The following is a 17025-nucleotide window of genomic DNA, read 5'->3' on the forward strand; positions in this document are numbered from 1 at the left end:
GGAGCGAATGAGCATGACATTAACCCGCGAGCCGCCCAGCACTGTACGGCCAGGTAAGCCGTTGAGTCGGATGGTGTTTTGGGCCAGAAAAAATCTGTTTTCCAGTTGGACTAATAGCTTACTGACCCTATTGTGCTTATGGCTAATGTGGCAGTTAATTCCGCCATTACTGAACTGGGCAATTTTTAACGCCAATTGGCTAGGTACAACACGCGCTGATTGCACCCGTGAAGGTGCCTGCTGGGTCTTTATTCATGCGCGCTTTGGCCAGTTTATGTATGGCCTGTATCCCATAGATCAGCGCTGGCGGATCAATACTTCATTAATCATTGGGTTACTCACACTAATCCCCTTATTTTGGCATGGAATGCCGCGCCGTGGCCGGTATCTGGCGGTTTGGGCAGTGACATATCCACTATTGGTGTGGGTGATGCTATACGGCGGTTTATTCGGATTGACCGTGGTTGAAACCCGCCAATGGGGTGGCCTGACTCTCACCCTGATTATCGCCGCCGTAGGGATTGCCGGTGCATTACCGCTCGGCATTTTGCTGGCACTGGCCCGCCGCTCCAGCATGCCCATAGTGCGTATTTTGTCCGTGATTTTTATCGAGTTTTGGCGCGGAGTACCATTAATTACCGTGCTATTTATGTCTTCGGTGATGCTACCGCTGTTTATGACCGAGGGCACCAGTATTGATAAGCTGATTCGTGCATTGGTGGGGGTGGTGTTATTCCAGTCAGCTTATGTCGCAGAGGTGGTGCGCGGTGGCTTACAAGCTTTACCCAAAGGCCAAACTGAAGCCGCGGAGTCACTCGGCCTAGGCTATTGGAAAACACAAGGGCTGGTTATCTTGCCACAGGCCCTGAAAATGGTCATCCCGGGGCTGGTAAACACCATTATCGCGCTGTTTAAAGACACCAGTTTGGTCATCATCATTGGTCTGTTTGACTTGTTCAGCAGTGTGCAGCAAGCCACTGTCGACCCCGCCTGGCTGGGGATGTCGACCGAGGGCTATGTTTTTGCCGCCGCAGTTTATTGGATTTTCTGTTTCAGCATGTCGCGCTATAGCCAGCATCTGGAGAAGCGCTTTCACACCGGACGTTCTACACATTGAGGCCTAACATGAGCGACAATCAGCTAACCAAAAATGATAAAATGATGATTACACTGGAGAATGTTAATAAATGGTATGGGCAATTCCATGTCCTGAAAGACATCAATTTGTTTGTACGCCCCGGCGAACGCATTGTGTTATGCGGCCCTTCTGGCTCGGGAAAATCCACGACCATTCGCTGCATTAATCACTTGGAAGAGCATCAAGAGGGAAGAATCAGGGTAGACGGAATCGAGCTGAATGACGATTTACGCAACATTGAGCGAGTTCGCACCGAGGTCGGCATGGTGTTTCAGCACTTTAATTTGTTCCCGCACTTAACCGTCATGCAGAACTGCACTCTGGCCCCAAGTTGGGTGCGGAAAATGCCGAAGAAAGAAGCCGATGAGCTGGCAATGCATTATTTGGCGCGAGTGCGCATAGCTGAACATGCGCATAAATTCCCCGGCCAGCTATCCGGCGGACAGCAGCAGCGAGTGGCCATTGCCCGCTCTTTGTGCATGAAACCTAAAATTATGTTATTCGATGAGCCGACGTCAGCACTGGACCCAGAGATGGTGAAAGAGGTGCTCGATACCATGATAAGTCTGGCGCACGAGGGGATGACCATGCTGTGCGTCACCCACGAAATGGGCTTTGCCCGCACTGTCGCAGATAGGGTCATTTTTATGGATCGCGGCGAAATTGTTGAGCAAGCGCCACCGGCTGAATTCTTCTCTAACCCGAAATCAGAACGTACCCAAGCATTCTTAGCACAGGTTATTCATTAATGCAGTTTCATCCTCAAACTCATTGATATTGCAGGCCGGGTTACTCGCACCGCGCCACTGCAATTTCAAACCTATTCATTACTTTGGCAGTTTCATTGAGTATTTATGGGTGAGGGCATCCTCACCCTTTTTTCATCTTATCGGCAACCACTACCACAATATATGCCCAATCAAGGGAGCGCTAATGACAGTAATAATGCCAGCCAACATCATCACCAGGCTGGATACTACCCCCTCTTGCTGCCCCATTTCATAGGCTTTTGCTGTCCCTGCGCCATGCGAAGAAGCACCAAGACCGGCGCCTTTCGCCAACCCACTGCGCACAGAAAGACGCAAAAACAGCAAATCCCCGACCGCCATGCCAAACACCCCGGTAATCACCACAAACAGCGCGACCAAATCCGGCTGCCCACCTAACTGTTTTGCGGCCTCGAGCGCAAAAGGGGTAGTAATTGAGCGCACCGCCAAACTGCGTTGCACTTCTTCCGAGAGCGTCAATAACTGCGCCAACCACACCGAACTGACCACCGCCACAGTAATCGCCGTGATAACGCCAGCAGTGAGAGACAGCCAGTGGCGGCGGATAATCGAGAGATTCTCATAAACCGGCACGGCAAACGCGATGGTTGCCGGCCCGAGCAACCACAATAACCAGTGCGTCTCACCAATATAATCCTGATAAGAGATATGGGTGACCACCAGCAACACCACCAACACCATGGGGGTTAACACCAAGGGCATCAATAATAATGACCGACAGCGGCGATAAAGTTTTTTATTGGCGAAATAAAGTGCCAGCGTCGCCAGGAAACACCCGATGCTGATAATAAAATCATTCATGATGAGATTTGCGGCGTTGTAGCCACACCTCAAAACGGTAAACCCGATCAACCACCAAGCCAGTTGCAGCAAGGGTTAGCGAGGTACTGACCGCAATAACTGCGAAAATTTTCCAGCCCTCCACCATGATTAATTGCGCATAATTCACCACGGCGACCACCGCGGGAACAAAGAACAATAGCATTTCAGCCAACAGCCAGCGCGAGCCTGCCTGAACCCAGCGCACCGGCAGGATCCGCAGCATAATCATCACCAGCAGCAATAACATGCCGACAATATTGGCGGGCAATGGCAGGTGGAAAACTCTCACCAGTTGGTCTGCAATAACAAATAACCCGGCATATAACGCCACCTGAACCGGCACCTGTAGCCGCGAAAGAACAGCAGGCGCAAAACGGTGTAACGCCAATGACATAAGAAACCCCAGTGGGAAATTTTTCCAGTGCTCAGTATAGGCCGCAGACAACCTTGCAAAAAATGAATTAAAATCATTGTAATCATGCCTAAATGGCATACTTGTTATCTTTCCCCTTTGCCGCGAGTCACTGACAGGAAAAACTGATGGATATTAGGACGCTACGTTATTTCGTCGAAGTAGTACGCCAGCAAAGTTTCACTCGGGCGGCGGAAAAATTGTTTGTGACTCAGCCCACCATTAGCAAAATGCTGCGCAATCTGGAAAATGAATTGGAGTGCAGCCTGCTAACTCGTGAGGGCCGCCGCTTGCATTTGACCGACAGCGGGCAGGCGGTTTATCAGCGCGGGCTGGCTATCCTCGACCAATTTCAGCAGTTGGAAGCTGAATTAGAAGATATTGGCTCCTTGAAAAAGGGCAAATTGCGGCTGGGTATTCCGCCCATGGTTGGCACCCAGATGGCGGTGCTGATTAGCGAATTTCGCCGAAGTTACCCCGGTATAGAACTGCAAATTGCCGAATTTGGCGGCCTAACTGTACAACAGGCGGTATTATCCGGCGAATTGGATTTAGCCCTGACCGCCCTCCCCGCCGATGGCGATTTGCCCTTGACATCATTGCCACTGTTCAGCCATCCGCTTTGTGTGGTGGTGCCGCGTAGCGCATTTTGGCTTAACCGCACGACCATGAGTATTCCTGAGCTGGCTGACCTGCCCATCCTGATTTACAACGAGGATTTTGCGCTCTACCGCCAACTAATGGCTGCTTTCGCCGCAGGTGGTTTTACCCCGCAAATCGCGGTACGCAGCGGCCAATGGGATTTTCTCGCCGCGATGGTGCAAGCCAATATTGGTATTGCGATTTTGCCGGAACCTATCTGCCAGCGGCTGGATAAAAATGCGCTGTTATGGCTGCCATTAGAACCATTGATGCCATGGCAGTTAGGATTGATATGGCGTCAGGGAAGTTATCTTTCTCACAGCGCTCAGGCCTGGATTAGCCGCTGCCGTGAATTCTGGCCAAATGGGTCTTTAGTGGAGATAAAACCGGCTACTGAGCAGTAGCCGGATAAGAAGAATTAACTTTCTTTTTCAATCAATAACGCTTCGAGCAAATCCAAATCATGCAGCAGTTTTTGCAGGGTTTCGTTGCTGATTTTCTGTGTAGCACGCAAATGATACAGCTCGCCGCGCTCCGCCCGCAGGGCCGTTAAGCGAAAGCGCCGCTCCAGATTTTCGATAAGTAGCGTATTTTCGATTTCATCTTTACTGCCAGTACGCCGTCGTAGCGTGCCGATGACGCGCGAACTCACCTCTTTGAGCAATTCCGGGTCGATATTCTCTTCACTGCTGGCCGCCAGCCGCTCTTCCATCTTATTCAAACTGACAATCGCCACCTCTGCCGCCGCCGCGCGCGCCAAGCGAACCTCTTCGCGGCTGACACTCTTATCGGCCATCGTCACACCACGCAATAAAGGTGGCAATGCAATAACCCCGACAATGACCGACAGTAAAATCACGCCGGTGGCGATAAACACCAATTGGTAACGGGATGGGAAGGCCGAGCCATCACTGAGAAATAACGGAATGGACAGCACACCGGCCAGTGTAATCGCCCCTCGAACCCCAGCAAATGACGCCACCCACAGCTCACGGGTGGTGTAGTTACTGAATTCTAATGGCCGCTTAGCCAACAAGCGCTTACTGATTCTCTTCATCGACCATAACCAGCCAAAACGCAGTACCAGCAATGCACCATAGATAATGGCAACATCGGCGAATAGATTCCAAGTTTGGATAGTCGGGTCTAATTCAGCCTGCACAATCGAGGTTTCGAGAATCCCCGGCAATTGCAGGCCCAACAGGATAAACACCATGCCGTTGAACACGAATTCCAACATCGACCACACGCTATCGGCGCGTAACCGCATTGTTAGTGGGGCATTACGAATCACACCCGACTGACTGATAGTCATACCCGCAGCCACGGCGGCCAAAATGCCGGACACACCAATATGTTCGGCAATCAAGTAAGAGGCGAACGGCAACAGCAGCAGCAACACGATTTGTGTGGCCGGGTCATCGCCACTCCAGCGGCTCATCAGGCGCAGTGACTTACTGTACAGCCAAGTCACGGCCACACCGGCCAACAGCCCCCCAATAGCGACTTTCAGGAATTCCAGCGTCGCACCGGAAACCGAAAACACCATGGTGCCCATGGCAACAGCAATCGCAAACTTCAGCGCCACCAGGCCGGAAGCATCGTTCATCAATGCCTCCCCCTCCAGCACGCCCATAATTGATTTGGGGATACGCCCTTTCCCCACGATACCGGACAACGCCACGGCATCGGTCGGCGACAATACTGCCGCCAGCGCAAAGGCGGCCACCAGCGGGATACCCGGCACCATCCAGTAAATCAGGTAACCGATCCCCACCACCGTGACCAACACCAAGGCCAAGGCCAGACCCAATATTTCCCGCCCATGATGAATAAACTCCCTGGTCGGTGTTTTCCAGCCATCAGCAAACAGCAGCGGCGGAATAAACAGCACCAAGAATAATTCGGGGTCAAAATCGACATGCAAACCAAAGTGGGGGAAGGCCAACAAGGCACCACAAACAATCTGCATCAGTGGGAGGGGGATTTGAAACGGCAACATCCGGGTGACCACGCCGGAAAGCGACACCACCAAAATCAGGATGAGGATTGTAAAAAAGATTTCCATGCTTTCCTTAGACTCAACTCAACATAGCGCAGCAACATAAAATTATCACGGCCCTGCTTATCGGCAAGACTGAACGGCATTTGATAGTAGATCAATTTTTTGCAAAACGGGGAAAAAACCTGTTATTGAGCGCAGGAAAAAACAAAGAAAGTAGGGGTATTAACACCGGTAATGGCATCGGGAGTATATTTATCCCGATGCCAGCAAAGATTGACGACTTAGATTGCCCAACCGCCAGCATAGAATGCCACCAGCGCCACGGCAATAATCACAGTACCGAGATTCAATTTACGCCATTCACCAGAGCAGACCCGCCCAATCACCAGTGAACTGAAGCCCAGCATAATGCCGGTCACGATATTACAGGTCAGCACGATAAACACCGCACAGAGCAAACCGGACATCGCATCGACGAAATCGTCGAAGTCCAATTTAGAAACGTTGCTCAGCATCAGCAAACCAACATACATCAAAGCGGGAGCTGTTGCATAAACCGGAACCAAATAGGAAAGCGGCGAAAGGAACAGAATCAGCAAGAACAGGATACCGACGACCGTTGCTGTCAGGCCGGTTTTACCGCCTGCCGCAGTACCGGCCGCCGATTCAATGTAAACCGCCGCCGGAGCCGCGCCCACTAAACCAGCGAAGATGCTGCTGACAGAGTCAGAAGTCAGTGCTTTGCCGCCACTGATAATCTGGCCATCTTTATCCAGCAAGTTTGCCTGCCCAGCCACCGCACGAATAGTCCCGGTAGCATCGAAGACCGCCGTCATCACCAGCGCCAACACACTTGGCAATACCACGGGTTGCAGTGCGCCCATGATATCAAGACTGAAAATCAGTGAGTTACCATTAGCATCGGCCAAACTTGGCATGGCGAATAGCCCTTGATAAGTCACACTTGGGTCAAAAATCAGGCCGATAATGGAGATGGCGATAATCACCAACAGAATGCCGCCCGGTACCCGCAGTTTTTCCAAACCGAAAATCACCGCCAGGCCCAATAACGTCATAATGACCGGGAAAGAAGTAAATGCCCCCAGCGCTACCGGCAAACCTTCAATGGGGTTTTTGATAACCAAGCCGACACCATTGGCAGCAATCAGCAACAGGAACAGCCCGATACCAATACCGGTGCCGTGAGCCACCCCCATCGGCAAGTTACGCAATATCCATGAGCGGATACCCGTGACGGAGATAATGGTAAACAGTACCCCCATCAGAAATACTGCGCCCAATGCCACAGGAATACTGATTTGCTGGCCCAATACCAAGCTAAATGCAGTAAACGCCGTCAATGAGATGGCGCAACCAATCGCCATCGGCAAATTGGCCCACAAGCCCATCAGCAAAGAACCTAAGCCGGCAACCAAACAGGTCGCAACAAACACGGCAGTTGGCGGAAAACCGGCTTTACCGAGCATGCTCGGCACAACAATAACCGAATAGACCATCGCCAGAAAAGTCGTCAGGCCGGCCAGCACTTCTTGGCGCACATTACTGCCACGTTCACTAAGCTTGAAAAACGCATCAAGCGAACCCTTCGGCTTGACTGCCTGGTTCGCTTGAGGATTGGTGCTAGACATGGTTATGTCCCCTGTGTGTCAATGTAAAGTCGTCAACAAGACACGCGCTCTTTCCATACGTAATCGTTTCCGTCCCTGCCGATTAACTCGCCAACTCCCCCAACACCCATATGATGGAGAAAATAGCAAACGATTAGCTGGAAAAATGCATGACTGAAAAAAATCGAAGTTTAGGGCAGATGCCATTTAAGGCAAACGATTATCTAGCTATTTGCAGCGACTAAGCAACATCAGATAGCGACATTTAATGCATTTTTTTACATTAATTTGTCCGCGAGCATCAATTGCGCAGTGAAACGAAAGTGTGAGTGACCTCACACTCGTTGGTTTGAGATCCCCGCCCCCAATGGTCACTTTTCTAATTTGAAAGCGCCGCCCTTTGCAATCGCCTGTTGATAAGCTGGGCGTTGATGAATTCGCACTAAGAAATCTTGCAGTTTTGGGAATCCCTCAAGGCTACCGCGTGTATTTATCGCCTCAATAGGAAAACTCATCTGAATATCTGCGGCACTAAAATCACTGCCTGCAAACCATTGATTTTTCGATAAGTGTTGTTCAAGATAATCACGATGGGTGGCAATTTGCTTATTCAGATAGCTTTTCTGTACTCCATCGCCTAATGCCTTGGCTACTGGGCGGATAATCCACGGAACTGGCGGCCCACCGAAGCGGCTAAAGATAAGTTTCATGACCAAAAGTGGCATCAATGAACCTTCAGCGTAATGCATCCAGTAACGAAATTGCTGGCGATCATAATGGCCGGTGGGCTTAAACAAGCCTTGTGCATCATAGGTTTCCTGCAAGTATTCGATGATAGCGCCCGACTCCGCCAGGGTCAGGTCACCATCAGTAATCACCGGTGATTTCCCCAATGGATGGATTTTTTTCAACTCGGGTGGTGCCAGCAAGCTGCCGGGATCGCGCTGATAGCGCTGCAACTCATAGGGGACTTGCAACTCTTCCAGCATCCACAAGATACGCTGTGAACGCGAATTATTCAGATGGTGAACAATGACCATATCAAGCTCCATATGATGAATATCAGAGTATTGATTATAGTGATAAAAGGATATTTGGGTTGATCGAGCGGCCAACGTCACGTGAAGCAAGCAAAACAACGATAACTGAGTGCTTAAAATCACCTTCTGCAGAGGTCTGTAAAGCCGAAAGTAAAAAACCCTGCCGAGACAGGGTGTTATTTTATCGCCAAGACTATTTTGGTTCATAGCCCCAGTGGGATCAGAACGGAATATCGTCGTCAAAATCCATTGGTGGCTCATTGCCGCCTTGTGGCTGTGCTGCAGGGGCTGCTTGTGCAGGACGTGAAGTCTGGCCGCCGCTGAACTGGTTGCCACCTTGTGGCTGCTGAGGTTGACCCCAACCACCTTGTGCGCCGCCCTCTTGTGGTGCGCCACCGCCCGCAGGAGCACCGCCGCCTTGACGGCCACCCAGCATTTGCATGGTACCGCCCACATTAACCACAACTTCAGTGGTGTAACGCTCTTGGCCACTTTGATCCTGCCATTTACGGGTTTGCAATGCGCCTTCAATATAGACCTGAGAACCTTTACGCAGATATTCACCGGCAACTTCTGCCAGTTTGCCGAACAACACCACACGGTGCCATTCGGTCTTTTCTTTCTGCTCGCCGGTTGCTTTATCACGCCAGCTTTCGGAAGTGGCCAGGGTGATATTGGCAACAGCGCCGCCATTCGGCATGTAGCGGACTTCCGGGTCTTGGCCCAAATTCCCGACCAAAATCACTTTGTTTACGCCTCTGCTGGCCATGTGAACTCTCCTGATAAAATAAATTTCGTACAGTATAAACGACCCAGTTTAACACGCTAACCACCAAACGGCACAACTGATCATAACTGCGGAATGCATTGCAGATTTAGCGTAAAAACAGTCTTAATTGCACTCAGATACTGGATATCCATTCAGGTTTTTTTGTGTCATAATTATTCGTTTCGTACTGGCTGTGCTCTTTTTTGGCGTAACAAATTACGCCGGCTTATTGCTTTTCATCTTTGTTTTTTAAGGTAAAAAACCGATAAAGGCACGGTGAGAGGCTCAGTTTACATCCGGGAAGTGTTTGAATGGATAATATCGAAGTTCGGGGCGCTCGCACCCATAATCTTAAGAATATCAGCCTGATTATCCCGCGCGACAAACTGATCGTGGTTACCGGTCTATCGGGTTCAGGCAAATCCTCGCTGGCTTTTGATACCCTATATGCCGAGGGGCAGCGCCGTTATGTTGAGTCTCTCTCCGCCTATGCGCGCCAATTTCTATCATTGATGGAAAAACCGGATGTTGACCATATTGAAGGTCTCTCCCCAGCTATCTCCATTGAGCAAAAATCGACCTCCCATAACCCACGTTCCACCGTGGGGACCATCACTGAAATCCATGATTACCTGCGCCTGTTATTCGCCCGTGTGGGTGAACCGCGCTGCCCAGACCACGATGTTCCGTTAGCAGCCCAAACCGTCAGCCAGATGGTGGATAACGTCATAAGTCAGCCCGAAGGCCGTCGCCTGATGCTGCTGGCACCCGTGGTAAAAGATCGCAAAGGCGAGCATACCAAAACACTGGAAAACCTGGCGATGCAGGGCTATATCCGGGCGCGGATCGACGGCGAAGTTTGCGATCTGTCTGATCCACCGAAATTAGAATTGCAGAAGAAACACACTATTGAAGTGGTGGTTGACCGCTTTAAAGTGCGCGAAGATTTGGCTCAGCGCCTGGCTGAATCATTCGAAACCGCATTGGAGCTTTCCGGCGGGACAGCAGTGGTCGCCGATATGGACAACCCTCAGGCCGAAGAACTGCTGTTCTCTGCCAATTTTGCTTGCCCAATCTGCGGCTATAGCATGAGCGAGTTGGAACCACGTCTGTTCTCCTTTAACAACCCGGCGGGTGCCTGCCCGACCTGTGATGGTTTGGGCGTACAGCAATTCTTTGACCCCGACCGTGTGCTGCAAAATCCCGAACTGTCATTGGCAGGTGGCGCGATTCGTGGTTGGGATCGCCGTAATTTCTATTACTTCCAAATGCTGCGCTCACTGGCGGATCATTATAAGTTTGATATCGAAGCGCCATTTGATTCGCTGGATGCTGCAATACAGAAAGCCGTGCTCTATGGTTCCGGCAAAGACACCATTGAATTCAAATACATTAATGACCGTGGTGATACCACCGTGCGCCGCCATCCTTTCGAGGGGGTGCTGCACAATATGGAGCGCCGTTATAAAGAGACGGAATCCAGTGCGGTGCGCGAAGAGTTAGCTAAGTTTATCAGCAACCGCTCCTGTGCTTCCTGTGAAGGTACCCGCCTGCGCAAAGAAGCACGTTATGTCTTTGTGCAAAATACCCCGCTGCCGAAAATCTCGGATATGAGCATCGGCGATGCCCTTGAGTTTTTCAAGCGCTTAAAATTGAGCGGCCAAAGAGCGCAAATTGCCGATAAGATTCTGAAAGAAATCGGCGAGCGATTAACGTTTTTGGTCAATGTCGGCCTGAATTATCTGTCGCTGTCCCGTTCTGCAGAAACCCTCTCCGGTGGCGAGGCACAGCGCATCCGCCTGGCCAGCCAGATTGGTGCGGGCTTGGTCGGTGTTATGTATGTGCTCGATGAGCCGTCCATCGGGCTACATCAGCGCGATAATGAACGTTTGCTGGAGACCCTGATTCACCTACGTAATCTGGGCAATACCGTGATTGTGGTGGAGCATGATGAAGATGCTATCCGCGCCGCAGATCATGTGATTGATATCGGCCCAGGTGCGGGTGTGCATGGTGGCGAAGTCGTCGCGGAAGGAACTGTCGATGACATTATGGCGACACCAGAGTCATTAACCGGGCAGTTCCTCAGCGGCAAGCGGGAAATCGCCATACCGGTGCAACGCGTTGCGGGTGATCCGAGCAAAGTATTAAAACTGATCGGCGCCAGTGGCAATAATCTAAAAGACGTCACGCTGACGCTGCCTGTCGGGCTGTTCACTTGCATTACCGGTGTCTCCGGTTCTGGTAAATCAACACTGATTAATGACACTTTATACCCTATTGCGCAGCGCCAACTGAACGGCGCGACTATTACTGAACCGGCGCCATACCGTGATATCCAAGGACTGGAACACTTTGATAAGGTTATCGATATTGACCAAAGCCCGATTGGCCGGACTCCGCGCTCGAACCCGGCCACCTATACCGGTATCTTTACGCCAATTCGCGAGCTATTTGCCGGAGTACCGGAATCGCGCGCTCGGGGTTATACACCGGGCCGCTTTAGCTTTAACGTGAAAGGTGGGCGTTGCGAGGCCTGTCAGGGTGATGGCGTCATTAAAGTTGAAATGCACTTCCTGCCGGATATTTATGTGCCTTGCGACCAATGCAAAGGGAAGCGCTATAACCGCGAGACACTGGAAGTTAAGTACAAAGGTAAAAATATTCACGAAGTGCTGGCGATGACCATCGAAGAGGCGCGCGAATTCTTTGATGCTGTACCAGCCTTGGCGCGCAAGCTGCAAACCTTGATGGATGTTGGCCTGTCGTATATTTGTCTGGGCCAGTCGGCTACCACCTTGTCGGGCGGGGAAGCACAGCGAGTCAAATTGTCACGCGAACTGTCAAAACGCGGCACTGGCCAGACATTATATATTCTGGATGAACCCACCACCGGTTTGCACTTCGCGGATATTCAGCAACTCCTGGCGGTACTGCATCAATTGCGGGATCAGGGCAATACCATTGTGGTCATTGAGCATAATCTGGATGTTATCAAAACCGCAGACTGGATTGTCGATTTGGGGCCAGAGGGTGGCAGTGGCGGGGGGGAAATTTTGGTTTCTGGCACACCTGAAACCGTCGCAGAATGCACAGCATCACACACGGCTCGATTCCTCAAACCGATGTTGCAGCGCAAATAGAACATCAGGCCAGCACTCTGGGGCAGGGAACTATCTGTCCCAGAGGCTATGTTTACCCCTCAGACAACCAACTCTTGTCTTCTATGTTCTGGTAACCCTTGGAATACCAATTGATAAGAGCGGTCAATGAGCGAATAGAACTGTGAGTTAGGTAATTTGCCATCCAGAAACACCGTGTTCCAGTGCGCTTTATTCAAGTGTTCACTCGGCACGATCTCCGGATGTTGCTCACGTAGGCTTTCGGCCAATTCAGGGCTGGTTTTCAATGAGATAGAGGGGCGTCCACCCGTCTCTCCCACCATGGCAAACATCACGTCCGCCACTTTAATCTGATTTGCTTGCCATTCCTCATGGTCACTCTGCACAGCCCCCGGTTTGGACATGCAGTATTCCAGTAATGCCGAATTATTCATGGGGATATCTCCTATTATGGGCCGGTACCGACTCGCGAAAGGGCCTCATACATTGTTTTTTCCATAAAAACGTCATTTCATCAGTGACAGCAATATGCTGAATGGCTAGCTTGCGCCTGTAACAATAGATTTACTGTGAGCGATGAATGATCGTTTGGCATGTATCTACTACATTAATGAGTATATTCTTTAATCGATTTACAGCCATCGGCCGTGGGCCAAACAAGCGGAATATGGCGATAAGTTGCGGAAAGGTGGCGAAAAAAATAATAGAAAAAGGCGATATTGCTATCGCCTTAATGTAAAAAATACGCAATTCAGATTACTGTACCGCCGCAAAAGCTGCCGCAACGCGCTGGACATTACTGTGATTAACGCCCGCCATGCACATCCTGCCGCTGGCAATCAGATACACACCAAACTCTTCACGCAAGCGCTCCACCTGAGCAGCACTCAGACCGGTATAACTGAACATCCCGCGTTGTTGCAGCAAGTAATCGAAATTACGATGTGGCAGTGAGGCTTTCAAAGCTGCAACTAAAGTGCTGCGCATTTCAATAATACGCACACGCATTTGTTCCACTTCAGCCTGCCATTGTGCCCGTAATTCAGTGTTATGCAGCACTTTAGAAACCACCTGCGCACCAAAGTTTGGTGGGCTGGAATAGTTACGGCGCACAGTGGCTTTCAGTTGCCCCAATACGCGGCCCGCAGCCTCCTCACTTTCACACACCACAGACAAACCGCCCACCCGCTCGTTATAAAGGGAGAAGATTTTTGAGAAAGAGTTACTGACTAAACAGGGTAATTCTGCTGCCGCCATCGCGCGGATAGCATAGGCATCTTCCTCTAACCCGGCCCCAAAGCCCTGATAAGCAATATCCAGGAATGGGATTAAATCACGGGCTTTAGCCACTTCAATAACCTGATCCCACTGCGCATTTGTCAGGTCCGACCCCGTCGGGTTATGGCAACAAGGGTGCAATAACACAATGCTTTTGGCCGGTAACTGTTGGAGTGTTGCCAGCATTTGGTCAAACTTCACAGCCAATTTGTCATTATCAAAATACGGGTAGGTATTCACTTTAAAACCTGCGCCACTAAAAATAGCAACGTGGTTTTCCCAAGTCGGATCACTGACCCAAACCTGTGAATCGGGGAAATAATGATTCAGAAAATCAGCACCGACTTTCAATGCACCAGAGCCACCCACGGTTTGGATGGTCGCCACCCGTTTCTGCACCAACATCGGGTGTTCTGCACCAAATAATAGCTGCTGGATGGCGCTGCGATAAGGTTGCAGACCCTCCATCGGCAAATAGACCGGGGTTCCGTGTGGCTGGGCACTTAATTGCGCTTCGGCAGCGTTGACTGCCTGCATCAATGGGATCTCACCCTGCTCATTATAATAAAGCCCAATACTCAAGTTCACTTTATGTGCGCGGTTATCGGCTTTAAAACTTTCCATCAGCGACAGGATCGGGTCACCTGCATAGGCGTCAACATTTTGGAACACGGTGCTGCTCTCCTTTATCGATAATTATTGTCTACATCATTCGCATTCCAGAGAGAGGGCAACTCAGCCCGCCAGTCACGGGGACAGTTCGTGACGTCGGTGCATGAAAGCGGCCAATACATCTGTAACTTGAATGCGACGCGTATATTTATGCAGCTTACCTTATTCCCCCAGATATTCCATCGCGACACGGGAGGTCAGCTTAGTAATCAATTCATAGGCGCTGATACCGGTGTGCACGGCAATTTTTTCAACCGGTAATTCAGCCCCCCATAGCAAAACTTCGTCGCCGACTTTATCCGTGGCATCCGGCCCCAAATCAACGGAAATCATATCCATTGAGACCCGGCCAACAATGCCAACCTCGCGGCCATTCAGCCATATTGGGGTGCCCGACGGGGCGCTACGCGGATATCCATCACCATAGCCAATCGCCACCACCCCCAGCCGCGTATCCCGCTCACTGACCCAAGTGCCACCATAACCCACAGGTTCACCGGCTTTGTGCTCACGAACAGCAATCAGACTGGATTTCAATGCCATCGCCGGCAACAGATCAAAATGGCTGGCGTAGGGCTCATCCATCGGCGAAACCCCATACAGAATGATGCCGGGGCGCACCCAATCACGATGCGATTCTGGCCACAGTAAAATACCGCCGGATGCCGCAATAGACTGTTTGCCGGGCTTATCGGCCGCAAAAGCATCAAAACAATCAAGTTGCTGGCGGGTCGTGTCCACTTGCGGTTCATCCGCTCGGCTAAAGTGGCTCATGATATTGACTGGCTGAATGACATTACGGCACGCACTTAAGCGCTGGTAAAAAGCCTTCGCTTGTTCTGGGCGAACCCCCAGACGATGCATGCCGGTATCCAGTTTCATCCAAACATTGATTGGGGCGGAGAGATTGGCAGCTTCCAGCGCTGCCAGTTGTTCAATACTATGTACTGCAGTTTCAATGCGATTGGCCACCAGAACCGCGAGATCTTCGGCAGCAAAAAAACCTTCCAACAACAAAATCGGTTTGACAATTCCGCCAGATCGCAGCATCAGCGCTTCACCAATCCGCGCGACACCGTAGCAATCGGCATCCTGCAAGGTATGCGCTATTTCTAATAACCCGTGGCCATAAGCGTTTGCTTTCACAACTGCAATCAGGCGGCTTTGCGGTGCCATACGCCGAACCTGTTGCAAATTATGTCGCAGAGCGCGGCGGTCGATTACTGCAGTTGCCGCTTTCATTTCTTATCCTTAGCTATTGATATTATTAATTTTATCACTCGTCGTCATACTGTGGCCCAGCATAGTTATCAAAGCGTGACCATTGACCATTAAACTTCAAGCGTACTGAGCCAATCGGGCCATTACGTTGTTTTCCCAAGATAATCTGTGCAATCCCTTTTTCATCACTGTTTTCGTGATAAACCTCATCACGATAAATAAACATGATTAAGTCAGCATCCTGCTCAATAGAACCCGACTCACGTAAGTCAGAGTTAACTGGCCGCTTATCAGCACGTTGCTCCAAACTTCGGTTAAGCTGGGACAGCGCCACCACCGGCACCTGCAACTCTTTCGCCAAGGCTTTCAGGGAACGTGAGATTTCAGCGATTTCCAAGGTGCGGTTATCCGAAAGCGACGGCACCCGCATTAATTGCAGGTAGTCAATCATAATCAGGCTCAAGCCGCCGTGCTCACGGAAAATTCGCCGCGCGCGCGAGCGCACTTCAGTCGGCGTCAGGCCGGAGGAGTCATCAATGTACATATTGCGTTTTTCCATCAATATGCCCATGGTGCTGGAGATCCGCGCCCAATCCTCATCATCAAGTTGACCGGTACGAATGCGGGTCTGATCAACATGTGATAAAGACGCCAACATACGCATCATTATTTGATCACCGGGCATCTCCAAACTGAAGATCAACACCGGTTTTTCCTGCATCATCGCGGCGTTTTCGCATAAGTTCATCGCAAAGGTGGTTTTCCCCATCGATGGACGCGCCGCCACAATGATTAAATCTGATTTCTGCAAACCGGCTGTTTTTTTATCCAAATCAGTAAAACCGGTTGAAACCCCGGTGACGCCATCGTGTGGCCGCTGATAAAGCTGCTCAATTCGCGCGACAGTGGCTTCGAGGATCTGATCGACACTTTTCGGCCCTTCATCTTTATTGGCCCGGCTTTCGGCGATCTGAAACACTTTGGATTCCGCCAGATCCAGCAGATCTTCACTGCTGCGCCCTTGGGGATCATAACCGGCATCGGCTATCTCATTGGCGACCGAGATCATTTCGCGAACAACTGCACGTTCACGAACAATGTCTGCATAAGCACCGATATTCGCCGCACTTGGCGTATTTTTTGACAATTCAGCCAGATAGGCAAAGCCGCCTACCGATTCCAAATCACCCTTTTGTTCCAATGACTCGGATAAAGTGATCAAATCGATCGGCTTGCTGTTTTCCAGCAAGCGCTGCATTTCAGTAAAGATCCGGCGATGTGGTCGGCTGAAAAAGTCATTGCTGGCTACGCGCTCAGAGACGTTATCCCAGCGCTCATTATCCAGCATCAAACCGCCCAACACGGACTGCTCTGCCTCCAGCGAATGAGGTGGGAGTTTCAGCCCTTCCATCTGGCGATCGCGTGGCTCGGTCATATTGTTGGTGGGTTTTTTCGCTGCCATGAAAAGTGTTCTTTACCTTTGTTGCG

Annotated in this window: 14 protein-coding genes; 4 read left to right on the forward strand and 10 right to left on the reverse strand. The window is 50.7% G+C overall.

Going from position 1 to position 17025, the window contains the following annotated elements; all coding sequences use genetic code 11:
* The first annotated feature begins 13 nt into the window (after positions 1–13).
* Positions 14–1117: an amino acid ABC transporter permease gene (locus D5F51_RS20165; RefSeq protein ID WP_162301872.1), complete on the forward strand. Its 1104-nt coding sequence runs from the start codon at positions 14–16 to the stop codon at positions 1115–1117.
* A gap of 8 nt (positions 1118–1125) precedes the next feature.
* Positions 1126–1887 carry an amino acid ABC transporter ATP-binding protein gene (locus D5F51_RS20170; protein WP_162301803.1) on the forward strand — a complete coding sequence of 254 codons (762 nt, stop codon included), beginning with the start codon at positions 1126–1128 and terminating at the stop codon, positions 1885–1887.
* A gap of 150 nt (positions 1888–2037) precedes the next feature.
* Here the strand turns inward: D5F51_RS20170 and D5F51_RS20175 are convergent, their stop codons facing one another.
* On the reverse strand, positions 2038–2727 hold the full coding sequence (locus tag D5F51_RS20175) for an LrgB family protein (protein ID WP_087769061.1): 690 nt from the start codon (positions 2725–2727) through the stop codon (positions 2038–2040).
* Positions 2720–3142: a CidA/LrgA family protein gene (locus D5F51_RS20180; protein WP_025376791.1), complete on the reverse strand. Its 423-nt coding sequence runs from the start codon at positions 3140–3142 to the stop codon at positions 2720–2722. Before D5F51_RS20180 ends, D5F51_RS20175 begins: the two co-directional genes overlap by 8 nt.
* Positions 3143–3288: 146 nt before the next feature.
* Here D5F51_RS20180 and D5F51_RS20185 point away from each other — a divergent pair, with 146 nt between their 5' ends.
* Complete coding sequence (locus D5F51_RS20185) at positions 3289–4206, forward strand: LysR family transcriptional regulator (protein ID WP_129198726.1); 918 nt, start codon at positions 3289–3291, stop codon at positions 4204–4206.
* 14 nt (positions 4207–4220) lie between these two features.
* On the opposite strand, the gene D5F51_RS20190 is transcribed toward D5F51_RS20185, so the two are convergent.
* The 4 genes from D5F51_RS20190 to ssb1 form a co-directional block, all read right to left on the reverse strand.
* Complete coding sequence (locus D5F51_RS20190; RefSeq protein ID WP_129198728.1) at positions 4221–5870, reverse strand: Na+/H+ antiporter; 1650 nt, start codon at positions 5868–5870, stop codon at positions 4221–4223.
* Positions 5871–6088: 218 nt separating this feature from the next.
* Positions 6089–7456, reverse strand: a complete 1368-nt coding sequence (locus tag D5F51_RS20195) for an NCS2 family permease (RefSeq protein WP_025376788.1) — start codon at positions 7454–7456, stop codon at positions 6089–6091.
* Positions 7457–7806: 350 nt separating this feature from the next.
* The gene (locus tag D5F51_RS20200) at positions 7807–8475 is read right to left on the reverse strand and encodes a glutathione S-transferase family protein (RefSeq protein WP_129198730.1); all 669 of its coding nucleotides are present in this window, start codon (positions 8473–8475) and stop codon (positions 7807–7809) included.
* A gap of 220 nt (positions 8476–8695) precedes the next feature.
* On the reverse strand, positions 8696–9244 hold the full coding sequence (ssb1, locus tag D5F51_RS20205) for a single-stranded DNA-binding protein SSB1 (protein WP_129198732.1): 549 nt from the start codon (positions 9242–9244) through the stop codon (positions 8696–8698).
* 311 nt (positions 9245–9555) lie between these two features.
* Between ssb1 and uvrA the strand changes: the two genes are divergently transcribed.
* Positions 9556–12387 carry an excinuclease ABC subunit UvrA gene (gene uvrA / locus D5F51_RS20210; RefSeq protein WP_129198734.1) on the forward strand — a complete coding sequence of 944 codons (2832 nt, stop codon included), beginning with the start codon at positions 9556–9558 and terminating at the stop codon, positions 12385–12387.
* Between the two features lie 59 nt (positions 12388–12446).
* Here the strand turns inward: uvrA and D5F51_RS20215 are convergent, their stop codons facing one another.
* From D5F51_RS20215 to dnaB, 4 genes are all read right to left on the reverse strand, one after another.
* The gene (locus D5F51_RS20215; protein ID WP_129198736.1) at positions 12447–12800 is read right to left on the reverse strand and encodes an MmcQ/YjbR family DNA-binding protein; all 354 of its coding nucleotides are present in this window, start codon (positions 12798–12800) and stop codon (positions 12447–12449) included.
* Between the two features lie 322 nt (positions 12801–13122).
* Positions 13123–14316, reverse strand: coding sequence for an amino acid aminotransferase (locus tag D5F51_RS20220; RefSeq protein ID WP_129198738.1), 1194 nt, complete (start codon positions 14314–14316; stop codon positions 13123–13125).
* A gap of 162 nt (positions 14317–14478) precedes the next feature.
* Positions 14479–15558, reverse strand: coding sequence for an alanine racemase (gene alr, locus D5F51_RS20225; RefSeq protein ID WP_129198740.1), 1080 nt, complete (start codon positions 15556–15558; stop codon positions 14479–14481).
* A 34-nt stretch (positions 15559–15592) separates the two neighbouring features.
* Positions 15593–16999 (reverse strand): replicative DNA helicase, encoded by a 1407-nt coding sequence (dnaB, locus tag D5F51_RS20230; RefSeq protein ID WP_025376782.1) that lies wholly within the window; start codon positions 16997–16999, stop codon positions 15593–15595.
* Positions 17000–17025 lie beyond the last annotated feature (26 nt).

Origin of the sequence: Yersinia hibernica (genome assembly GCF_004124235.1) — a bacterium.
GTDB lineage: Bacteria > Pseudomonadota > Gammaproteobacteria > Enterobacterales > Enterobacteriaceae > Yersinia > Yersinia hibernica.